Here is a 23161-nt window from a genome sequence, read left to right as displayed (position 1 = left end):
TTAAATTTATAAACAACTATTATTGTGGATAAATTCTATACAAAAATCTACATGCAATTAATTTGCATGTAGATTTTTGTAATTTATTTTTGTAATTCTAAAACTCTTGATTTAATTTCATCCACTTTATTAAGTTTTTCTCAACTAAACTCAACATCTGTTCTTCCGAAGTGCCCGAAGTATGAAGTTTTTGCAAAAACCGGTTTTCTTAAATCCAAGTCTCTAATTATTCCTTTTGGAGTTAAATCAAATAACTCAGTAACTACTTGTTCAATAATATTTTTATCAACTTTTTCAGTACCAAATGTTTCAATCAATATTGAAACTGGTTTTGCTACACCAATAGCATATGATAATTGTATTTCAATTCTATCAGCTAACTCGGCGGCAACTAAATTTTTAGCAACTCATCTTGCTGCATATGCGGCAGATCTATCAACTTTTGTTGCGTCTTTTCCGCTAAATGCACCACCGCCATGACGTGATGCACCACCATAAGTGTCAACAATTATTTTTCTTCCAGTTAAACCTGTATCACCTATAGGTCCACCAATAATAAATTTACCTGTAGGATTTATTAAAATCTTTTTAGGCTCATCTAAATTGTATTCTCTTAATGTGGGCAAAATAATTTCATTTTTTATAAATGATTTGAATTCTTTTTCATCATATTTTGCAGAGTGTTGAATACTCATTAGGACTGTGTCAACTTCCGTTTTTGATTCATTAGTATAGTCTAATGTTACTTGTGATTTCATATCTGCTTTAGCTCATTGGAATGCACCATTGCTTCTTAGGTTCTCGGCTCTTTTAACTAATTCATGAGCTAATGTTATTGCTAGTGGCATGAATTGTTTTGTTTCGTTTGTTGCATACCCAAACATAATTCCTTGATCACCTGCACCTATTTCGTCATTCTCTAAATTTACACCTAATGCAATATCAGCACTTTGTTTTCTTATATCTGTCACAATACTGGTTTGGCTCGTGAAATACCCCAAAGATTTTAAAATATTTATCGCAATTTCGATTACGTAGATATCAGCATTTGATTGAACTTCCCCTGCAATAAAAATATTATGACCACTCGCCATAGTTTCAATAGCTACTTTTGAAGCAGGATCTAACGTTAAATAAGCATCTAAAATTGAGTCTGAAATTTGGTCGCACAATTTGTCTGGATGACCCTTTCCTACTGATTCGCTTGTAAATAATTTTTTCATAAAAAAACCTCTCTTTTTGTTAAATAGAGGCATAAAGATTTTATAGTATGCTAAGCCTAAGCTCCTGACTATCCACCTTGCATATGCAGGTTGGCGATGGTTATTGCTGTCAAGCTACCATCCTCTTTATACCTTTAGGTTCAAATTATATTATAAAAATACAAAACAGCAAGAACTATTTGTTGTTTTGTATTTTAGTTGTGTAATAACATATATTTTGAGCCACATATTAATCTCATATAAAATGAGCCTATTTAACAAGAAAGTGGTATAAGTTATTTATGAAAATAACACACAACTTATTTAAGTATAAAAATTTAACAAAATTTGAAATAAAAAAACAACAATCTTTAAAATTGATTGCTGAAAATATCGAAAAATCTTTATCTTATCTTAGCTTGATTACAAACCTTAGTTTATCAACTGTAAAAAGATATAAAAAAGTTATTAAAAGCAAAAAAGAAATTGTTGTCTCACATAAAAATAAATATCATCAAAGAAATTACAAAATAACTGATGCAGAAATAGAATTAGTCTTTAAAAATTATTTAGAAACATGTCAGTTTATTTTGAATAGAGATCTAACAAATAATCAACTTTCAATTAAAACATACTTCAATTCTGAGTATGGTTCTTTTATAAGAGAAAAAATTTCTTACAAAACTTTAGTTAAGAGATTTAATCAATTAGGTTTATTTAATATACATACAACCAAGAGAGGAAGAAGGGTTGCAAGATTATCAAAGAAAAAAACCTCAGAAGATATAACATTGATATTAAAAAATTATTATCAACAGATTAAACAAAACGAAAAACAAAGACAAGTTTTAAATCTAAAGAAAAATCTAAAATTCGGCGAAATTGTTGAGATTGATGCACAACTTGAACCATACTTGAAAAATGATAAACCATTATATCTTTATCATGCAATAGATGTAGCAACAGGAACATTGTTAGCAGCATGATTCGAAGAACAAGAAACAACATTAGGATATCAAAGACTACTAGAAATTGTATTTAAAAAGTATGGATTCCCAAAGAAAATCTATACTGATAAAAGAAGAAGTTTTTGAGGAAGCGAAAACACACAAACAGTCTTTGAAAAAGTTTTAAATAAAAAGGGAATAGAAGTACTAAGTTCATCAAATCCAAAACATAAACCACATGTTGAAAGATCTTTTAGGACATCACTAGACCAATATCCGTTACTTATTCACGAAAACGGATATAAAAATATTGATGATTTGAAGAAAAATAATGAAGTATTTCAAAATTATTACAATATCAGGAATAAAAAAATAATTTCTAAACAAAATGTTTTTCAAAAAGAGGGAAAGAAAAACGGCAATTGAGCCGTTGATTTAGAGATTAATAGAAAAGTTTTAAATGGTGTTGTTAGATACCAAGGTAAAAATTACGCAGCCTTTGATATGTATAACAAAAGAATTATCTTCCCTTATAATTCTGACGTTTTATTAGTGCATTCTTCGGATGATAATTTGTATTTTAAATATAATGATAAAAAATACTTTGCTAAGGAACCTAACGGAAAATATCTAAGTTTAACAGAAATGTGAGCTTTAGAGAAAGGATTAGATTACTCTATTCCAGCCGTAGGGAAACTAGCATTTATCTATAATAAAACAAATTCATTTTTTAAAACTCTTGAATTATATATCTCAAAATTTAATAGTATTTCCGTGAATGCGCAAGATAGTAATCTTGAAGCTAATAAAATCATGTCCGAATACTTAAGCATACTCCGAGCATTGCACAGAAGCATCAATGATGATATAAGAATTGATGCATAATAATTTTAATATTTTTTATGAAAATTTTAAAAATAAAAATTGCTCTTTTGATGTAGGGAAATTTAGAAAAAATGCGTAAATTTATAAATTTAAAAAAGCAAAAAAATAAAAAAATTTTTTTGCTTAAGTTTTTTGCCACTTTTTTTCAAAAAAGTGCAGACTTCTATAAATAAAAAATGAAAAAACATTTAACTCCTAAATAAGGAGTTAAATGTTCAAAAATAAGCTCAAAATACATGTTATTCTACACAAAACAGCAAGAACTATTTGTTGTTTTGTATTTTAGTAATAAATTGTGTTAATCATGGAATATTATTTGATTCAAAAACAATTTTTGCTTTTGCAGCAACATCTTTATGCCTTGTATTATTAAAAGAACCAGAAAATTTGGTTACACTAAACATCGATACGTCATTTTCTGCATCACCAAAGGAAATAGTCTTGCTTAAATCAAGGTTAAATTTATTAAATAGAAACCTAAGAGCATTACCTTTAGAAGCATCATTTGACATAACATCTAAGTTAGGTCATTCCGAAACTAATGCATGGATACCATTTATATCTTTTAAAAATTTTTGCAATTCTTTTCATTTTGACTCGTTATTTGATTCTTTTACAATATAAAATTTACATGCATCATAGTTTTGAATTTCATTTGTTAAATCACCTTCTATATAATGACTAGCACCTATTCTTTCTTTATAATTTTTCTTTTCAAAAAAATCAGTTCTAAATGTATTGTGACCTAAAATATAACCAGGAACATATGTTAAAAATTCATAATTTTCATCATTTAGCTTTTTATAAATCGATTTTGCAATTGACTTTTCGATTGCAAAACTTTTAAATAATCTATCATTAAGTACATCTCATATTAATGCGCCATTCGCTAGGATAACCGGAAACTTTGTATTAATTTGCTCAATTATTCTTTTTGCAGTATATAATGGTCTACCTGTAGCGATTATTATGTTTTTACCCAAACTTTGCAATTTTTTAATTGTTTCAAGGTTTTCGTTAATTAATTCAGAATTACTATTTAATAATGTTCCGTCTAAATCAAAAACAAAATTATCAATTTCAGATAAGGAAAGTTTGCTTAAATCAATATTTTTTGAAACCATAATTAAAGAACCTCTGAAATATTGTCTAAGTCTTCTTGCTCAATATTTTCTTTTTTTTCTAATATATTTATTATCTCTTCAATTTTTTGGATATTTTGTTTTGTTTTAGCTTTTTTGTTAGAAATGTTCAAAAAAGCCTGAACACCTAAGAAAAATGTTGTAAATGCCGAAATTAATGCAATTTGAACGAAAAAGTGCATTGTTTCAGATGGCCTTTCGTTTCAACGAATTGCATATAAGTTGAGTATAACTATTAGTGCTGCAATTGCAATACCCGTTAAATTTAAAGTTATAAAAACTCACTTACTAATTAAATATTTTTTCAAAGTTTTCTTTTCTATTTTTTTAATTTTTTCAGAATTACTTTTTGTCATTTCTACCTACTTTTTGTATTCATTATAGTTTAAGAAAGCTGAAGATTTATACCTATTTGTCTCTAAAATACTAAGCCCTCTTTTAAATAAAATAAACTCATTGTCAGATGAATTATTTGAATTGTATATTCACTTTTTGTTTATAAATAATATATATTCAAATTTTAATAAATTAGATTTCTTTTTGTAATATTCAAATTTAGAATTAATCGCAAAAAATGCAATAAATGAACTTATCATACTTGTTATAGAATTGATTATTGTAGTAGTTAAAATATAATTTGAGCTATCTTTTCAAAATTCTAATCTATAAGGATTTACGTCTCCTGGATAGTTTTTGTTATTTCCTGCTAAAAAATAAACAGCTATTATAGCTACATATAAAGCAGATAGAAAAGTAACTAAGTTTAAAGTGTAATATAGTGTTCCAAAAATGTATTTTTTTATTTCAGTATTTTTTTGTATTTCCCCAAAGCGTGATACAAATTGTGATTGTTTTTTTCTAGCCATTATTTCACCGCCTTATTAGATGTTTTTAGATCACTTTTAACCGCTTTTTTAATAGCTAACTTTCTTTTCATAGAAGCTTTTTCTCATAAAGCATCCAAAATCGTTTCTAATTGTTCATCATTTAGTTTTTTAGCCATGTATTTGTCTTGAATGTAATCTAAGGTGTTTAAAATTTTATTATATTCATCATAATTGCTGTTATGTTTGTATATTGACAAAGCTATTGTTAAAAAGAATGAAAAAACAAGCAACGCAGCAAAAACTATAAGCAAAACAAAAGAAACACTTTGTGTTGTTTCTGGAGCTTTTTTAGCAATTAGAACTAGCTTAACAAGCGCAAAAATTGCTAAGCTTATTGAAGAAATATTTAGTGTTATTATGGCAAAAGAAATAATACTATCAAATATTGAGTATATTCTTAATTTCCTTTTGTTAATAATTTGCTTTTCTTTTAATTTATTTATTATTTCATACATAATAAAAATTTTAGCACTAAGTTTTAATTTTATAAGTTTTTAATTATTAATAGTTTATAATTATATATTATGAAAAATGTAGCAATTTTTAGTGATGTAGATGGCACAATTTACCCTTTTCCTGGTAGAGAATTACCTAGAAAAAATAAGGAGAAAGTTAATGAAATAACAAAAAAAGGAGTTCATTTTGTGATTAGCACAGGAAATGGTCCATACGAAAAAATTAAAAAGTTAGCTGATGAATTAGGAGGAAGATATATTTCTTTTTCTAATGGAGCATTTTTATATGATAACCATGAGAAAAAAGTGCTAAATATTGAGTATATAGACCTTCAAGAAGCTAAGAAAGTATGAGACTTAGCATCCGAACTTAACTTACCATTATATTATTTTGGAACCGATAGATTTTTCTTGAAAAATGCAACTAAAGAACAAAAAGATTTTTTTACAAATTTTTGCGAATACAATAAGTGAATTGAAAATGGAGAAATACCAAGTGATCTTCATAAAATAGAGACATATGGTGATCCTGAATTATTGAAAAATTTTTCAGACTTAGCAATAGAAAGAGGAATTAATTTAAATATTGTTAATTTAGAAAAGCATATAGAGATAACTAAACCAGGAGTTTCGAAGGGATCAGGTTTAAAGTGATTTTGTGAAAATATATTCAAAATACCTTTGAGTGATGTTATGGCAATTGGTGATAGTCAAAACGATATTTCCATGTTCGAAATAGCCGGATTTTCATATGCGATGGAAAACACAGACCCTTATACTATGAGGTTTGCTAAATTTTATACATCAACAGTTGAGCAAAGTGGTTTAGCAGAGGCGATCGATGATTATCTATACAGAGTCGATTGAGACTTAAAAAGAGAGATTTCTCAAAGAGGAATGATTAAAGAAAAATAATAAAAAAGGAGAATTATGGATTTAAAATGATTATTTTATATTTTGATTTCTGTATTCTCTTTAGCTATAATTATTTCTTTTTTTCTTTTGACTAGAAAAGTTATTTTAAAAATCATAGAAAAAACAAGAGAAAAATATTTTAATAATTTACAGACTATAAATAATACTAATAAAACTTCACTAGAACATATTAATATAATTTCTGCAAGTGATAAATCAATGAGTGAAATAAAGAATAAATTGGAAACAATCAGCACTTCTTTAAATAATCTTTTTAATAAAATTGATACAAATAATGAATATTTGATAGAAAGAATAAATAAGAAGAAGGTTTTAGATTCAATTAACACAATCTTTTTTATTAGAAAGCTTTATAAAGACTATCAAAGGATTCAAAGTTCTTTTGATATCATTTTTACGCCCATTAGCAAGAAATGAAATAAAATAGATGAGGATATATCTGTATTTTTAGATAAAACTCTTCATATTAAAAATAGCTTGCTCACAAAGAAAAAAACTTTAAAATATTCATTTTTATTTTTATTAAACGAAAACAATAGAATAAGATCTAATATTAAACCTGTAAGAAAAAACCAATACTCAGGATCTTTTATTTCGGCTAATAAAGAAATTCAAAGTATAAACTCTGAATTGAATGATTTAATAATGAAGTTTAATAATATCGAAAAAACAGAATACTTTGTTTTTTTATATTTACCTGTTAGCATAACTACATTAAAAAATTATAATGATGAAGAGTTTTATAATTACATTCATGATAAATGAAAAAAATTAGTATCTGAATTTAATCATTTATCAATATTCGAAATTCACGACACAGTAAGAAAATTATGTAAGGAAATCTCCGAGTTTAAAACCTTAAAATTTGAAAATGTTTTATTGGATAATTTTTTGAAGAACTTTGAAAATATGTTCTTTGCATTAGTTAATTACTTAGAGAAAAATAAAAACAATTTGATCAAAAATAATATTGAACTTCTAAAAAATAACTTCCAACATTTAAAGGTAAAAGAATTTTCCAATGACGATATTTTAGAAGCAATTTCAAAAATTTTTAATCTATTTTTCAGCTCAATAGATAATATAGAAATTAGTGAACTATTAAAAAAGTTTCAAGAAAATTACAACAAATTAAAAGAAGCTGAAGTCACAAAAATCACAAGTTATTTCTTTTTTGTTATTGAGAATAAGTTTTTACCACAAACTAGCGATATCAATGAAGAAGTAAATAAACTTAGTGAACTTTATAAAATGTTAGTTGATTCTAAATTTCAATTATTTTATAAGGATGCAAAATTAAAAGAACAGTTTATAAAAACATTAACACATTTAATAAAACAAATATATCAAAACGAAGAATATTTAGAGATGTATAAAGAACTAGAATTCTTCGCTTTCAAAAGTAAATTTATAAAGAATGATTCTAAATTACAAGACTCTATGAAAGTTATAGATATTTATTTAAAAAATCAAAATTATAAAAAAGCATTTAAAACATTAAAGTCAATAATAAAGGAATATAGGAGTTAAATATGTACAAAAAAATATTAATAAGATATGGCGAGCTTGTCCTTAAAAAGAAAAATAGAAAAACTTTTATCAATCAATTAAGTAATAATATTGCTCATATTGTTGGTATTAAACCAGAAGTTGAATTTGACCGTATGTATATACCTTATAGCGAAGAAAATATAAATAAGTTAAACTATGTTTTTGGGATTAGCTCATTTTCGCCTGTAATCGTATCCGAAAATAATATTGAGGATTTTAAAAGTAATATAGAAAAATTGTTGTTGCCGGAAACTAGAACTTTCAAAATTTCAGCAAGAAGAAATTATAAGAAATTTGAATTAACTTCAGATGAGTTAAATAGAGAGCTAGGTGGCCATTTATTAAGGAAGTTTTCTGAAATACAAGGTTTAAAGGTTGATGTTCATAATCCTGATCAAACTTTTTATATAGAAGTAAGAAATGGAAGAACTTATTTATTTTCTAATTATATTAACGGATTAGGCGGGCTACCAGTAGGCGTATCAGGCAAAGTTTTACATTTGATTTCTGGAGGTTTTGACTCTCCGATTGCTGCCTTACAACTTATGAAAAGAGGTTTAAAAGTTGATTTTTTAACCTTTATTACACCTCCACAAACTGATGAAAGAACTGTTCAAAAAATTACTGATCTAGTTAAAATTTTAAATAAATATCAAGTGTCTAGTAATTTAATAATTGCTAATTACGCTTATTTAATGAACTATATTTCTTTTGTATCCAAAGAATCTTACAAAATAACATTAATGAGAAGAAGCTTTTATAGACTTGCTGAAAAAATAGCCTTAAAAAATGGTGCATTAGCCATTTCGAATGGGGATAATCTCGGACAAGTTGCTTCGCAAACTTTAGAATCTCTTTCAACAATTGGTGCTGCAACTAGAATGCAAATTTTAAGACCATTGCTCACATTTGATAAAAATGAAATTATTAATATTGCTAAAAAAATCAAAACATACGATATATCAATTATTAAAGCTAACGAAACTTGTGAATTGTTTGCGCCTAAAGAACCCACTACTAAGCCTTCGTTAGAGCAAGCATTAGCTTTAGAACAAGAATTATCAGGTATTCAAGATCTTGAAAAAGAATTACTTGAAGTGCATATTGAATATAGAAAAATAAAACTAGAAAATGAATAAAATTAAAATATACATAGATTTTGAGGCAATAACTTTTAATTATCTTGCAAGAATAAACTACATGTATTTTAAAAAACTTGATGAAGAAAAAATAGATTTGCCATATTGTTATACTATAGGATACTTTAAAAATCAAGATAAAAAGAAGAACTTTAAAACATTATCAAATATTTTTGACCTAACCCCTTTATTTAAAATGAAAAATATTAATAATTTTTGGATAAAAGCAAGAGAAATATTGCTCTCTGATATTAAACAATTAATTAATTATAATGGAGAAAATAATATCTTGGATAATATAGAGTTTTATTCATGAAATAATACACTAGAGTCTCCTATTTTAGAAAAATTATTTAATCTTAAGTCTAATGATCTTTCGAATGGAATTAATATTGGTTTAGACAAACTTGTACCAAAATCTCTTTTTAAGTCAGAATATTTTGAAAAAACCTTTAAAAGCAAGATAAATGAGTTATCTCCAAAAGTGAAATTTAATAACGAAACATCTAGCGGGCGCATTGCAGCTTGTCTAGGAGCCTTGCTAATTATAAATGGCAATCCATTTTATTTTAAAAAGTCGAAATTATCTAGGCACTTAAGTGATGAAGATATTGAAATAATTATAAGTGATGTGCTTTCATATAATAAAGATGATGTAGTTAAATTATCTTATATTGAAAAAAATAAAGATAAAACTAATGAAGTAGCTAATTTAATAAAATCATTTATTTATCAAAAAAATAAAATAAGTAATACTTCTTCTAGAATTTGTAACTGTATTAATGGTATCCAAAAAACAATAGAAATTTCTTCATTACCTTCAAACATAAAAATCAGCGAGTTTATTGAGAAATTAAATTATAAAATCGAAGAAACAACATTGCGAAAAGAAAATGATCAAGCAGCCCTTAAGTTAAATAACTTTTACACAAAGGTATTATCTAGCATTGTTAGTGATAAGAGTATTATAAAGCTACTTGAATATATTGATATGGAAGATACTATTGATGACTTAATTCTAATTTTAGAAAAAGAGAACTTTATTTTAGAATCGCAAAAAAATAAAATTAATTTAAAAATTAAGCAAGTAGCTTCAGAGTAACTTGCTTTTTTTGTTATTGAAAAAAATTGTAAAAAAATAAAAAAAATATTTTGCTTTTCAAAAAAGATGTTATAATATTCTAGCAATCAAGCAAATGCGGGTGTAGTTTAATGGCAGAACTTCAGCCTTCCAAGCTGACTATGAGGGTTCGATTCCCTTCACCCGCTCCATTTCAAGAAATTGACCGACAAGCCTTAGCTTGTTTTTTTTTTTTTTTGTAAAAGTTATCAAAAATTCTTTTATGAACTGTTAATAAAATATTGTTGTAAAAAAATTTAATTAATAGTAAACTTAAAAAAATTGATCACTATTTATATTTTTAATTTTGTCAAAGATTTCAATTAGCTATAAATAATTTAATAATTTAAGATTTTTATTATAGTTTGAAAAGCAAAATTATACTTATTTTATTTTGTTACTTTTTTTCATTTTTTTAATATAATATGTAAGCAATACGTGAAGACAGTAACTGCTATATGCTTAAATATGTTACCGAATGTATGTCTTACCTTGAAGTATTGCATTACAAATATTTTTGAAAGGAGACACAAAATGGCAGAATCAAAATTCAAAGCAGCAAAAAGAGAAGTTGTTTTAGAAATATCACAAAAAATTAAAAACTCTCAAGCTGTTGCGTTTGCTGAATACCGTGGTTTAACAGTTGCTGAATTAGAAGAATTTAGACTAGAAGCAGCAAAAGTTGGTGTTGAAGTTAAAGTTTACAAAAACCGTTTATTTAAAATTGCTGCTGCAAACAACGGATTAGCAGATTTATCAGAGCACTTAGTTGGACCAAACATTTTCTTATTTTCAGAAAATGACGGAATGTCAGCTGCTAAATTATTAGTTTCTTTTTCTAAGAAACACAAACTAATGGTTATCAAAGCTGGAACATTCGAAGGAAAAGTTATTGATGCTCAAGGTGTTAAAGATGTTGCTACTCTTCCTACATATGAAGAAGCGCTTGCAATACTTGCACGTTCAATGATGTCACCTTTACAACAATTAGGTTTATCACTTAAAATGTACAGTGAAGGTAAATCAGAATAATTATTTAAACTAAAATTAGTTATATAGAAAGGATTTAAAATGGCTAAATTAACAAAAGAAACATTTATCGAATCATTAAAAGAAATGTCAATTAAAGAAGTTATGGAACTTGTAGAAGCAATGAAAGAAGAATTTGGAATTGACCCAATGGCCGCTATGGCTGTTGCAGCTGCTCCAGCAGAAGGTGGATCAGAAGAAAAAACAAGTGTTAAAGTTGTTTTAAAAGCTGATAACGGTAAAAAAATCCCTGTTATTAAAGCAGTTCAAACAGTTCTTGGTCTTTCATTAATGGATGCAAAGAAAATTGTTGATGCATTACCAGCAACAATTAAAGAAAACATTAAACCAGAAGAAGCAGAATCAATTCGTGCTGCTTTAGTAGAAGCTGGTGCTGATGTTTCAGTTGAATAATTTCAAACTTAATCGATAAAATAAAAATGAAGCTATATGCTTCGTTTTTTTAACATTTTTTATTAAATAAAATCTTATTCTTTACTCAAGGAAATTTAAACATTTCAAAACTTAAAAATATTATTTCTTTTTTATTTTAATATTTCTTTAATCAATCTAGATTAGTTAATTGTTTTTGAATTTTTGAAACAGAAATTCAAAGCACTCTTTTCAACATAAAAACACTAATAAAATTGAAATTTTTATTAGTGTATATTGTTGAATTTAGTTTGTACAAAATAGAATATTTATTTTTTATGTTTTGGGTTCATTTCCATATTAATTCCATATTTTTAAAACAATTATTAAATCACTATTTACAAAGTTATATAATTATTATGGCTATCATGGCCAATTTAATTCAAATATATTTAAAGGTTTTTATGAAATTAAAATATTTATTTATGATGGGCTTAGTTCCTTCAATATTAGGAATAAGCGCTATTAGTGCTAATAAGAATGAAAATAATCAAGAATACACTGAAAAAAAAGAATTTATATTACATTCTGAAATAATGAGGATAAAAAGGTTAACAAATAAGGATACAAAATATTTGTGATCAAAGGAAATTACTGATATTTTTAATAGAAAATTTTTTTAATAGTTACCAAAAATGCTACATCAATAGTAGATTTAGAAACAACTATTACAATTGAAATGAGATTTAATGAAATTAATATAGATAAGAGCAAAGAAATTATTTATGCACATCAATTGGGATTTTTAATTAAAAAAGATAATGATTATTATTCTATCGACCAAGAAAAACAAATTTCTATAGATGAACTAAAAACAAATTTAGAACCAATAGAATTACCTAGTGACAATAATTTTATTAAGGAAGAGATAAGAAAAAGAAATATAGAAATATCAACTTCTTCCAATGAGAGATCAGTATTTTCAAGTTATGAATTTCCTAAATTAGATTATGTTGGTAAAAATAAATTTAATGTTTCACATGTTGTTGATCATGCTTGATGATTTGCAACAAGAAAGAATGATGAAGAAGCAGGATATTTAGACTTAAAATTTGAGGATAAACCAAAGGTTGGAATTTGTGAATATGTTGCTTTATCTGAATTATTACTGTATAATCATCTTTTTGTTGATTCATCTATTTTCGATTCTTTAACATGGGATAAATACATAAAAAATAATCGTTATGACGACGATTTAGAGCACTCCTCACCCATATTTAAAGGGTTAAATTATTTTTCTTCGGCTGAAGAAAAAAGAAACTCATTACCATATAAATTGTTTGAAGCCGCCGATAAATCATTGAATTTATGAACATCATCATATTATTGGCCAGCTACTAACTCTATAATTAAGGGAGAAAGTATTAAAAAATGAAATCTTGATGGTAAATATGGTGGTTATTATAGGGCTTGAGAATATATTTTGAAAGGTGTTCCGGTAATTCTATCTTCAGCAATGATGTGGCATGATACAAATCATGCTTACATAATGTATGGATATGATTCAAATTCGGATATGTTTTTAGGGTCTCAATGTTTTGGAAGGAGTGACTCAAACACTGTGTTATATTCATATTGAATAAAAGCGTGAGGTTCTTACTTTTTCACAATCGAATCTAAAAATAATAATAAAAAGTTGGATAAGCTATTTACATATAAAGGTTCAAAATACACTGGTAAAGAAATAACTAAAATGATAGAAAATAATTAAATTATTTAATTTATATTCTTAATTTATTTTCTTGATAAAAATATAATTATTTTAAAAAAGCAAAACAGGAGTAAAGATGAAAAAAGATTACAATAAAATTTTTGGCATAACTTATTTAATATCATTTATTCTTTTAATATTTTTCATAATAACATTTTTTCCAATGTATGAAGCTGGATTATTTGAGAGCGTTGTTCAAGATAAGTCGTATGGGTATTATAGACCAATGTGAGCGGATTTTTCTTTGCATCATGCAACAAATGTTTTAATTAATGTTTTTATAATACTTTTTAGTTTTTTTTATTTACTTATAGCTAAAAAAAATAGTTTTTTAACTTCGCTATTTCCGATTTTCAGATTAAAAAAAATAAAAGCAGATACCAAAGAATTTTCAAGGAATAAAAAGATTTTTTTATTTATTATTTTATTAATACTATTCGCTTTTGGCGTTGCTAACTTTGTTATTTCTATGGCTAATTATTTTAATAAGGATTATTTATATATATTGCTAATAATGCCAATTTCTATTCTAACACTTGTTAATATGTCGATATTTTTTGGTAACTTATTTTTTTAACAAAAAATATAAAGATACAAAGTACACTGGTAAAAAAATAACTGAAATGATAGAAAATAATTAAATTATTTAATTTATATTTTCAATTCATTTATTCTACGAAAATATAATTATTCTAAAAAGCAAGACAGGAGTAAAGATGAAAAAAGATTACAATAAAATTTTTGGTATAACTTATTTAATATCATTTATTCTTTTAATATTTTTCATAATAACATTTTTCCCAATGTATGAATCTAGATTATTTGAAAGTGTTGTTCAAGATAAACCGTATGGGTATTATAGACCAATGTGAGCGCATTTTTCTTTACATCATGCAGCAAATGTTTTAATTAATGTTTTTATAATACTTTTTAGTTTTTTCTATTTACTTATAGCTAAAAAAATAGTTTTTTAACTTCGCTATTCCCGATTTTCAGATTAAAAAACTAAAATCAGATACCAAAGAATTTTCAAGGAATAAAAAGATTTTTTTATTTATTATTTGATTAATACTATTCGCTTTTGGTGTTGCTAACTTTGTTATTTCTATGACTAATTATTTTAATAAGACTTACCTATATATATTATTAATAGTCCCAATTTCTATTCTAACACTTATTAATATGTCGATATTTTTTGGAAACTTAATTTTTAATAAAAAATATAAAGATGCAAAATATGAATAATAAGATAAATTGTGTAAATTAGTCCTAATTTTACTTATAAAAAATAAATCAGATTAAAGACTTTACAATTTAAAAAATAATCCATTAGCGGATTATTTTTTATATGTAATTAAATTTAAATTATTTCTATAACCACGGCCTTCTTTAGCTTCAGGTTTACCGTTCAATATTGTTGCATCAGCTGAAAAAGAATTTGTTAATTTAAAGATGCTTTGACCTACACCATAATAGTCAACAGGAACTTCTAAATCTTGAAATAACTTAATTTTCTTTTCATCAAACCCTGAAGAAACAACAATTTTATAATTAACTGCACCTGCATTATCCAAAGCTCTTCTTAATCTAAATATTTGTTCAGGGTTTACTCCATATTGAGGTTCTTCTCCGTCGAACATGTGGTCAACCATGTTTTTAGAAGTATCAATTCTAACACCTCATACTTTATCGCCTAATGCTTCTCATATTTTTAGGGATTCTCTAATTACATTGTTATGATAATCAACAAGAGCAATTAGCTTATTATTTGGGAAGTTTTTATGATAAGCTTTTGTTGCAGCTACAACATCACCACCAAAACCTTGTATCAATACGTGAGGCATACTACCAAAAACATTATCATTATTTTCTGATTTTTGCATTTGCACTAAAGTAGATACAAGAGAAATGCCACCTATAGCAACAGCTTTTCCATCAACTTCTTGATTGATATAATGATCAGCTCTATCACCCATAAATATAACTTTCTTGTCGCCAGCGGCAACCTTGCATTTATAAGCATTAGTAGCAATAGAAGTACTTCTGGCTAAAATTCCATCAATCATTCCTTCTCAAATTCCGAAGTCTTGGTAATTACCTTCTAATTCTAAAACTATATCAAGGTTATTTATTTTAGAACCATCAGGTAAGTAACGTATGATGTATTTTGATGTGTCTGTAACTTCCTCAAGTAGAGATAAAACTTCTCCCATTCCGGCTAATAAAGAATTATCTTGTCTTTGAAAGAATTGCATAATTATTTTATTATTTGGTAGCTCATTACTTAAAATTGTTTGTGTCTTTTTAAAGTATGAAGCTATGTATTTTTCTTTATTCATATGCTCCTTTTGTGTGATTACATTTTAACATGTTTTTAAAAAATATTACTATTTGTTAGTAGCAATATTTTTGTTTTTTCTTTTTTCAAAAAATGCTTTTATTTTTGAATCCTTATCTATAAATATTAATTTTGGCAAACTCTTTTGATTTGGTTGTTTAATTCTTCAAAATTTTCTAACAATAAAACCAATTGTAGGAGCCATCATAATCATAAACAATGTCATCAAAATTAATAAAACAATTCTTACATAATTATTGTCGCCTGAATAACCAAAAGGTTTTAAAATAGAAATTATAGAGTAAAATACAATTCCTCTTTCTATTTCTGAATTATATTCTTGTGGAATAGGATTGTTGGGATCATTTATATTATAAAAATCTGGAAGAAAAGCTTCTTTATGTAGGTTCATAAACTTATATCCAAACATGTATATAGCAACCATAAAAATTGAATATATTATTGGATAAATAGATAAACTTCAAATTATTTTGTTACTTATTCTTATATTTTTTCTTTGTCAAAATAAAGTAAGAATGCCTAATCCTGGAGCTATAGCGTGTCATATTAAAGTTCTTGGAAAATCATTAACTTTCATTTTTCCAAGCAATTCTTTATCGACTAAAACTCCACCTCAAAAACCTAAAACAACACTTATAATAAAAACAATGCTGCCAAAATATAATCTTTGCCCTAATTTAGTGTTTTTGAAAAAAGGAAAAAACATAATAGATGAACCCATTAAAACATTACTTATAAATGTGTAAAAATAGGATGTACCACCTCATAAGCTTTCAGTTGCATTAGGTAAAAGTGTTAAGTAAATCCTTCCTTTTTCCTCATTAGTTGTGGCATTTCTGGCTAATTCATTAATTTTAGCAATAATATCCGGATTTTTATTATAAGTAAGTCAAATATTTCTTGATTCATCATATCAATTTCAAAACACTGCAAAGATATATAAATTAATTAAGATTAACCCGATAAAAAATGTTGTTCAATCCCTTAAGTTTCATTGTTTAATTTTTTTAACAATTTTTTTAAACATTTTATTTTAAATATATTCCTATCAAAATTATTGAAATAGTTAAAATTATAAAAATAATTAACCCAGAAATAAAATATCATTTAATATGAGCTAAATATTCATCTCTTTTAATTTTTTCAAATGCAATTTTATTTATTTTAAGGTCTTGATTTTTTATTTCAAAATTTTTAAGTTGTTTTAACAACCCATTAAGAAGATTATTATATTTTTGTCTTTTTGGTGTCTGCTTTTTTTTATTATTTTTTTTTAATTCTTTTTCAACATCTCGAATAAACAAAGATCTTAAAATAGCAAAATCTTCCGGTGAGTTTAATTCTTTTTTCACTAATATGTCCCAATTAAAGAAATTTGAACATTTTTTGGTTTTTTGTCAATTAATTTTCTTACTGCTTCTTCAACTGATGCGACTAAATTTTTAATTATGTTATATGAATCATTCATTTCTACTTTTTTAATTTTTATATCTAAAAAAACTTGTAAATCTAAGTGCTTCTCATCAATTAAAATTTTTGATGAAGAAGACATTTTAACTTTCTTATTCTGTGTTATTAAGTTTTTCAAAACGTCCCTAATCGCACTTTCTCTAACGATATAAACTTGATTTGAATGATATGGAACATTAATTCAATTTGACATTATTTGTTATTCTTTCCAACGTATTTTCCAGTTTCAGTAGAAATGATAATTACATCACCTTCTTTAATAAACATAGGTGTTTCTAATTCAAATCCAGTTTCTACAATAACTTTTTTTTGTGGATTTGTTGTTGTGTTTCCTTTTACTGCATCAGGTGCTGATGTAACCTCTAATGATACATTAGCCTGTAATTCAATATCTAAAACTTCGTCTTGGAATTTTCTAATTTGAACTTCCATACCTTCTTTTAAGAAATTTAGCTCTCATTCAACACGATTTAAAGCTATTTCTATTTGCTCATAAGTTTCTCTATCCATTAAGATAATATTTTCACCATCTGAATATAAGTAATCCATTTTTCTTTTATCGATGTGCGCAGGTTTAACTTTATCACCACCTGTGTAAGATTTAATGGTTGTTGATCCAGTTCTTAAATTTTTTACTTTAGCTTTAACATTAGCTTGTCCACGTCCTTGTTTAGAGTGTTGCGCTTCTAAAACAACAAAAATATCTCCTTCATCTTGGAAAGTAATACCTGGTTTAAATTCGTTTACATTAATCATAATTCCTCTTTCTGATTATCAATCTTATATTTTTATTTATTATACTATAAATATTATTTTGTACACTTTTAGTTCATCTAGATTTTTTTATTATGTGTAATAACATATATTTTGAGCCACATATTAATCTCATATAAAATGAGCCTATTTAACAAGAAAGTGGTATAAGTTATTTATGAAAATAACACACAACTTATTTAAGTATAAAAATTTAACAAAATTTGAAATAAAAAAACAACAATCTTTAAAATTGATTGCTGAAAATATCGAAAAATCTTTATCTTATCTTAGCTTGATTACAAACCTTAGTTTATCAACTGTAAAAAGATATAAAAAAGTTATTAAAAGCAAAAAAGAAATTGTTGTCTCACATAAAAATAAATATCATCAAAGAAATTACAAAATAACTGATGCAGAAATAGAATTAGTCTTTAAAAATTATTTAGAAACATGTCAGTTTATTTTGAATAGAGATCTAACAAATAATCAACTTTCAATTAAAACATACTTCAATTCTGAGTATGGTTCTTTTATAAGAGAAAAAATTTCTTACAAAACTTTAGTTAAGAGATTTAATCAATTAGGTTTATTTAATATACATACAACCAAGAGAGGAAGAAGGGTTGCAAGATTATCAAAGAAAAAAACCTCAGAAGATATAACATTGATATTAAAAAATTATTATCAACAGATTAAACAAAACGAAAAACAAAGACAAGTTTTAAATCTAAAGAAAAATCTAAAATTCGGCGAAATTGTTGAGATTGATGCACAACTTGAACCATACTTGAAAAATGATAAACCATTATATCTTTATCATGCAATAGATGTAGCAACAGGAACATTGTTAGCAGCATGATTCGAAGAACAAGAAACAACATTAGGATATCAAAGACTACTAGAAATTGTATTTAAAAAGTATGGATTCCCAAAGAAAATCTATACTGATAAAAGAAGAAGTTTTTGAGGAAGCGAAAACACACAAACAGTCTTTGAAAAAGTTTTAAATAAAAAGGGAATAGAAGTACTAAGTTCATCAAATCCAAAACATAAACCACATGTTGAAAGATCTTTTAGGACATCACTAGACCAATATCCGTTACTTATTCACGAAAACGGATATAAAAATATTGATGATTTGAAGAAAAATAATGAAGTATTTCAAAATTATTACAATATCAGGAATAAAAAAATAATTTCTAAACAAAATGTTTTTCAAAAAGAGGGAAAGAAAAACGGCAATTGAGCCGTTGATTTAGAGATTAATAGAAAAGTTTTAAATGGTGTTGTTAGATACCAAGGTAAAAATTACGCAGCCTTTGATATGTATAACAAAAGAATTATCTTCCCTTATAATTCTGACGTTTTATTAGTGCATTCTTCGGATGATAATTTGTATTTTAAATATAATGATAAAAAATACTTTGCTAAGGAACCTAACGGAAAATATCTAAGTTTAACAGAAATGTGAGCTTTAGAGAAAGGATTAGATTACTCTATTCCAGCCGTAGGGAAACTAGCATTTATCTATAATAAAACAAATTCATTTTTTAAAACTCTTGAATTATATATCTCAAAATTTAATAGTATTTCCGTGAATGCGCAAGATAGTAATCTTGAAGCTAATAAAATCATGTCCGAATACTTAAGCATACTCCGAGCATTGCACAGAAGCATCAATGATGATATAAGAATTGATGCATAATAATTTTAATATTTTTTATGAAAATTTTAAAAATAAAAATTGCTCTTTTGATGTAGGGAAATTTAGAAAAAATGCGTAAATTTATAAATTTAAAAAAGCAAAAAAATAAAAAAATTTTTTTGCTTAAGTTTTTTGCCACTTTTTTTCAAAAAAGTGCAGACTTCTATAAATAAAAAATGAAAAAACATTTAACTCCTAAATAAGGAGTTAAATGTTCAAAAATAAGCTCAAAATACATGTTATTCTACAATTTTGTACACTTTTAGTTCATCTAGATTTTTTTATTATCTAAAAATCGAAAAGAGGTAAAATGAAAAAAATAAAAATTTTTAATATATACAAACTTAAAAATAATTTAAGAGACGGCATAGAAAATTTTTCAAAATTAGATTGTGAATTTATAATGCCAGTTGTTGATATGGTTGATGATGTTTTGTTTGGTGTTATTTCGACAAAAAAGTCGAAAGAGACAGCATTGAACGTTTATAATGAAAAGGAAAATGCTTTTGAGTTGAATTTGGATCGTTTTTATAAAATTTCTAAAAAAAATTTAGAAAATAATATTTTTTTGGATGAACAAGTAGTTGATGAAAATAAGATAGGAAAAAGAAAGGAACTTGAAATATTAGAGAACATAAAAAAATTGTTCGATGATTACAATTCAAATGTAAAGTTAACTTACATATATAAAAAAAGTCCAAATTTAAGACAAAACTTATAATATTTATTTTTTTTAATAAATTAAATATAATTTAAACATTAGGAGGTTTTGTGGGATTCTTACATTATAGAAGAAATATTGTAGATTTCGAAAGTTCAAAGGGTATCTTTTATATATTTTTCGGAATTGCAATTTTTATTGTTTTAATTATGTTTATTTATAGAAAAAAAATTCACACTTATTTTAACGAAAGTCAAAGAAGATTTATTTTTAATCTTTTATCATTAGAAGAATTATTGATGCTTATTGGTTTTATAGCGCTATTCTTTAATTTTTTAAGATTATTTTTCTTGATATTTATAGATTTTCCTTTTAAATCAGAATTGATTCCATTGCATTTGTGTCGTTTCTTTACCTTTTTAATACCAGTCTTATTTATTTTTAGAAAAGGATATAAAATTAATTTATTTAGTCCAATTGCAATAATAGGTGCTGTTCTAGGGTTTTTATTTGTTAATCTTGGTGTAATACCTGAGGTTATTGCTGATGATATTAAATACCATGATTTAGTTCCAGGGACAAAAGAATATGAATTAGCCGGTTACAATGTTGGATATGATGGTGTTAGATTTTATTTTAGCTCATTCATTTGTTTTTATTATCCCAGTATTTACTCATATTATATATTGAGAAAAAGCAAAAATTACAACATCAGTCTTCTTAAGAGGTGCAATGTACTTGCTTACTTTATTATGTATTGTTGTTATATTGAATGTTATTTTATATTTCGTGACTAAAAACTTAGATGATAAAACAAAAATTGAATGAAACTCAAACTGGTTTTATCTAGGTTCTACAGGGATTTCGACGCTAGGAAAATTTTCAATGTGACCACTTTCGCCATTGATTTTCAGCATAGCAGGGATATTTGTTTATATATTGCTATATATTCTTTACATTACGTTAACTTGTGTAGAATTTGAAATTAATAAATATTTAATGATAACAAAAGTAAGGATTAAAAATATTAAGCAAAACTTTAATTCGTTAAAAGAACCCTTGTTTAAAGTAAAAAAATAAATAACTTTTTTATTTGTTATTTATTTTTTTAAACTTTTTAAGTGTGTTAAAATTCATTGTATGAACACAAAACAAATAAACAATTTTAATAATATAAAAAACTCAATATTAGCGATAGGTTTTTTTAAAATATTATTCATTATTTTGCTAATACTAGCGGTTTTAATAACTACAAAAATTTTTAATCCATTTTTATTTAAAAATAATATAGTTCATAATTTTTACTTAACTTCCTTATGAATATTTGTCATTTTCATTTTCTTTGTAAATTTATTTTTTTATTTATATGAGAACAAATTTTGAAGCGGCATAAGGGATTTAATTTATTTTGAAGATCAAAAATTTTTTACTTGAAAAAAAGTTTATTTTTCTTTTTTTCTACCTATTTTAGATATTTATAGATTATTATTTCTTTTTTCTCTGTTCGAAGAAAACGGGATAATTATTTCAAATTGAAAAGTAGGAACAAAAAAGAATCGGATAAAATTTACCATTTATGACATTTCGTTAGCAGCAGTTCTTTTATCAATATTTTTTATTATGACAGCAATAAAAAATTACACCCCATTAAGAATAATTGGACTTGACTTTGAATTTATTTTCTATATTATATTTGCCATATTTTTCGGTAAATTTAAAGGTGCATTTTTATCATTTATAGCAGATTTCTTTAGTTTGCTATTAGCTGGTAGAATTGGTTTTTATCATGAAGTATATGCTATAGTACCTGTGATAATGACCATATTAATTGGTCTGTTTCTTGATTTATTCAAGAAAAACAAAAAATTATCAATAATTGTAATGGAAATTTTCTTAATTCTTGCATTTGCTGCATTGATTTATACATTTGTGTTAAACATGAATGATCCAAAAGGTATAAAAATTTCTAAAACATTTGGTTTAAGCAGGTTAGGTGTTGGAGTATTTTCAGGTTTATTATCATTGACACTATTCTTATTTGTGATCTTTAATATAGTGGTTATTGTATACTTCTCTGTTTCAAGCGAAGCGAAAAAACAAAAATATTTATATTTACTACTTTCAATATTTTTAGTATTTTTTGTGATTGTTGTCGCAAGATGGATTTGAGGACCGATAGCATTCATCCAATACGCAAATAGATATTTAGGAAAGGGTTATTTACTTTCTGATAGATATTTGATTATTATGGTTCCTATTATATTAAGATCGGTGATTGCTATTCCTATTTATGTACTTATCGTTAATTCATTAATGCCGATATTGATATTATTGAAAAAAAATATTGTTAAAGATGAATATAATTTAACATACTAATAGATAACTCAATTTAATTTTTTAAAATGAAATTTAATTAATTTTGTTTTGCTTTATCATTTTTTTATTATAATAATAAAGATTTTTCAAAACTTAGAAAAAGGGAGGTCATTATGGCTAATATTAAATCTAAAGTAAAAAGCATTGCTAAGATGGAACAAGCTCGTCAAAAAAATGCTGCTATGAAATCTCGTGTAAAAACAGCTATTCGTAAAGCTAGAGAAGCTGTTTTAGCTAAAGATGAAAAAGCTGCAGCATTGGTTGCTAATGCACACCACGTTATTGCCAAAGCTGTTTCTAAAGGTGTTTTCCACGCAAACAAAGGTGCAAGAAAACATTCACGTTTAGATCAATTTGTTAACAAATCAAAATAAATTATTATAAAAGCTTGCAATTGC

26 protein-coding genes and 1 tRNA gene are annotated in these 23161 nt (G+C 25.4%); 17 read left to right on the top strand and 10 right to left on the bottom strand.

Annotated features, from left to right (window positions below; translation table 4 throughout):
- Positions 1-83: 83 nt before the first annotated feature.
- Positions 84-1223 (bottom strand): methionine adenosyltransferase, encoded by a 1140-nt coding sequence (gene metK / locus AXW82_RS02255; protein ID WP_004794401.1) that lies wholly within the window; start codon positions 1221-1223, stop codon positions 84-86.
- A gap of 281 nt (positions 1224-1504) precedes the next feature.
- Between metK and AXW82_RS03630 the strand changes: the two genes are divergently transcribed.
- Positions 1505-3034: a DDE-type integrase/transposase/recombinase gene (locus AXW82_RS03630; RefSeq protein WP_060913308.1), complete on the top strand. Its 1530-nt coding sequence runs from the start codon at positions 1505-1507 to the stop codon at positions 3032-3034.
- A gap of 263 nt (positions 3035-3297) precedes the next feature.
- Here the strand turns inward: AXW82_RS03630 and AXW82_RS02245 are convergent, their stop codons facing one another.
- From AXW82_RS02245 to AXW82_RS02230, 4 genes are read right to left on the bottom strand one after another with little or no spacing between them, the layout of a single operon-like run.
- Entirely contained in the window at positions 3298-4158 is an 861-nt protein-coding gene (locus AXW82_RS02245) for a Cof-type HAD-IIB family hydrolase (RefSeq protein ID WP_004794403.1), read from the bottom strand.
- Positions 4159-4160: 2 nt separating this feature from the next.
- On the bottom strand, positions 4161-4532 hold the full coding sequence (locus tag AXW82_RS02240) for a hypothetical protein (RefSeq protein ID WP_004794405.1): 372 nt from the start codon (positions 4530-4532) through the stop codon (positions 4161-4163).
- A 6-nt stretch (positions 4533-4538) separates the two neighbouring features.
- Positions 4539-5042 carry a DUF4231 domain-containing protein gene (locus AXW82_RS02235; protein ID WP_004794408.1) on the bottom strand — a complete coding sequence of 168 codons (504 nt, stop codon included), beginning with the start codon at positions 5040-5042 and terminating at the stop codon, positions 4539-4541.
- Positions 5042-5518 (bottom strand): hypothetical protein, encoded by a 477-nt coding sequence (locus tag AXW82_RS02230; RefSeq protein ID WP_004794410.1) that lies wholly within the window; start codon positions 5516-5518, stop codon positions 5042-5044. Before AXW82_RS02230 ends, AXW82_RS02235 begins: the two co-directional genes overlap by 1 nt.
- Positions 5519-5587: 69 nt before the next feature.
- Between AXW82_RS02230 and AXW82_RS02225 the strand changes: the two genes are divergently transcribed.
- The 11 genes from AXW82_RS02225 to AXW82_RS03735 all read left to right on the top strand — a co-directional run bounded on the left by AXW82_RS02225 (position 5588) and on the right by AXW82_RS03735 (position 14410).
- Positions 5588-6433, top strand: a complete 846-nt coding sequence (locus AXW82_RS02225) for a Cof-type HAD-IIB family hydrolase (RefSeq protein WP_004794413.1) — start codon at positions 5588-5590, stop codon at positions 6431-6433.
- A 15-nt stretch (positions 6434-6448) separates the two neighbouring features.
- On the top strand, positions 6449-7984 hold the full coding sequence (locus tag AXW82_RS02220; RefSeq protein ID WP_004794415.1) for a hypothetical protein: 1536 nt from the start codon (positions 6449-6451) through the stop codon (positions 7982-7984).
- A gap of 2 nt (positions 7985-7986) precedes the next feature.
- Positions 7987-9144 carry a tRNA uracil 4-sulfurtransferase ThiI gene (thiI, locus tag AXW82_RS02215; protein WP_004794417.1) on the top strand — a complete coding sequence of 386 codons (1158 nt, stop codon included), beginning with the start codon at positions 7987-7989 and terminating at the stop codon, positions 9142-9144.
- Complete coding sequence (locus AXW82_RS02210; RefSeq protein ID WP_004794419.1) at positions 9137-10246, top strand: hypothetical protein; 1110 nt, start codon at positions 9137-9139, stop codon at positions 10244-10246. The genes thiI and AXW82_RS02210 overlap by 8 nt, the downstream gene beginning before the upstream one ends.
- A gap of 96 nt (positions 10247-10342) precedes the next feature.
- Positions 10343-10416, top strand: a tRNA-Gly gene (locus AXW82_RS02205).
- 382 nt (positions 10417-10798) lie between these two features.
- Positions 10799-11296, top strand: a complete 498-nt coding sequence (gene rplJ / locus AXW82_RS02200; RefSeq protein WP_004794421.1) for a 50S ribosomal protein L10 — start codon at positions 10799-10801, stop codon at positions 11294-11296.
- A gap of 39 nt (positions 11297-11335) precedes the next feature.
- Entirely contained in the window at positions 11336-11707 is a 372-nt protein-coding gene (rplL, locus tag AXW82_RS02195) for a 50S ribosomal protein L7/L12 (protein WP_004794423.1), read from the top strand.
- Between the two features lie 422 nt (positions 11708-12129).
- On the top strand, positions 12130-12348 hold the full coding sequence (locus AXW82_RS02190; RefSeq protein WP_060913333.1) for a hypothetical protein: 219 nt from the start codon (positions 12130-12132) through the stop codon (positions 12346-12348).
- A 56-nt stretch (positions 12349-12404) separates the two neighbouring features.
- Positions 12405-13436, top strand: coding sequence for a putative cysteine peptidase (locus AXW82_RS02185; RefSeq protein ID WP_060913332.1), 1032 nt, complete (start codon positions 12405-12407; stop codon positions 13434-13436).
- A 76-nt stretch (positions 13437-13512) separates the two neighbouring features.
- Positions 13513-14013 carry a hypothetical protein gene (locus AXW82_RS02180; protein ID WP_129721210.1) on the top strand — a complete coding sequence of 167 codons (501 nt, stop codon included), beginning with the start codon at positions 13513-13515 and terminating at the stop codon, positions 14011-14013.
- A 139-nt stretch (positions 14014-14152) separates the two neighbouring features.
- A complete protein-coding gene (locus AXW82_RS03735; protein ID WP_223212168.1) occupies positions 14153-14410 on the top strand; it encodes a hypothetical protein in 258 nt (85 codons plus the stop codon).
- 363 nt (positions 14411-14773) lie between these two features.
- Here the strand turns inward: AXW82_RS03735 and AXW82_RS02170 are convergent, their stop codons facing one another.
- Genes AXW82_RS02170 through efp form a run of 5 tightly spaced genes read right to left on the bottom strand, consistent with a single transcriptional unit; the run spans position 14774 to position 18021 of the window.
- Positions 14774-15775, bottom strand: coding sequence for a nicotinate phosphoribosyltransferase (locus tag AXW82_RS02170; RefSeq protein WP_004794427.1), 1002 nt, complete (start codon positions 15773-15775; stop codon positions 14774-14776).
- 48 nt (positions 15776-15823) lie between these two features.
- Positions 15824-16822, bottom strand: a complete 999-nt coding sequence (locus tag AXW82_RS02165) for an MAGa3780 family membrane protein (protein WP_004794429.1) — start codon at positions 16820-16822, stop codon at positions 15824-15826.
- Position 16823: 1 nt separating this feature from the next.
- Positions 16824-17147, bottom strand: a complete 324-nt coding sequence (locus AXW82_RS02160; RefSeq protein ID WP_004794430.1) for a hypothetical protein — start codon at positions 17145-17147, stop codon at positions 16824-16826.
- Positions 17147-17458 carry an MMB_0454 family protein gene (locus tag AXW82_RS02155; protein ID WP_004794432.1) on the bottom strand — a complete coding sequence of 104 codons (312 nt, stop codon included), beginning with the start codon at positions 17456-17458 and terminating at the stop codon, positions 17147-17149. The genes AXW82_RS02160 and AXW82_RS02155 overlap by 1 nt, the downstream gene beginning before the upstream one ends.
- Positions 17458-18021 carry an elongation factor P gene (gene efp, locus AXW82_RS02150; protein WP_004794434.1) on the bottom strand — a complete coding sequence of 188 codons (564 nt, stop codon included), beginning with the start codon at positions 18019-18021 and terminating at the stop codon, positions 17458-17460. The genes AXW82_RS02155 and efp overlap by 1 nt, the downstream gene beginning before the upstream one ends.
- Positions 18022-18196: 175 nt before the next feature.
- Here efp and AXW82_RS03625 point away from each other — a divergent pair, with 175 nt between their 5' ends.
- From AXW82_RS03625 to rpsT, 5 genes are all read left to right on the top strand, one after another.
- Entirely contained in the window at positions 18197-19726 is a 1530-nt protein-coding gene (locus tag AXW82_RS03625) for a DDE-type integrase/transposase/recombinase (protein ID WP_060913308.1), read from the top strand.
- Between the two features lie 310 nt (positions 19727-20036).
- Positions 20037-20447: a hypothetical protein gene (locus AXW82_RS02140; RefSeq protein WP_004794436.1), complete on the top strand. Its 411-nt coding sequence runs from the start codon at positions 20037-20039 to the stop codon at positions 20445-20447.
- Positions 20448-20497: 50 nt separating this feature from the next.
- The gene (locus tag AXW82_RS02135; RefSeq protein WP_004794437.1) at positions 20498-21184 is read left to right on the top strand and encodes a TMEM164 family acyltransferase; all 687 of its coding nucleotides are present in this window, start codon (positions 20498-20500) and stop codon (positions 21182-21184) included.
- An 823-nt stretch (positions 21185-22007) separates the two neighbouring features.
- Positions 22008-22763 (top strand): ECF transporter S component, encoded by a 756-nt coding sequence (locus AXW82_RS03795; protein ID WP_235666629.1) that lies wholly within the window; start codon positions 22008-22010, stop codon positions 22761-22763.
- A gap of 113 nt (positions 22764-22876) precedes the next feature.
- Positions 22877-23137: a 30S ribosomal protein S20 gene (rpsT, locus tag AXW82_RS02125; protein ID WP_004794443.1), complete on the top strand. Its 261-nt coding sequence runs from the start codon at positions 22877-22879 to the stop codon at positions 23135-23137.
- The last annotated feature ends 24 nt before the right edge of the window (positions 23138-23161 follow it).

The organism is Mycoplasmopsis canis PG 14 (assembly GCF_001553195.1).
GTDB classification, from domain to species: Bacteria; Bacillota_I; Bacilli_A; order Mycoplasmatales; family Metamycoplasmataceae; genus Mycoplasmopsis; species Mycoplasmopsis canis.
This window is presented reverse-complemented; position numbering and strand designations above follow the sequence as displayed.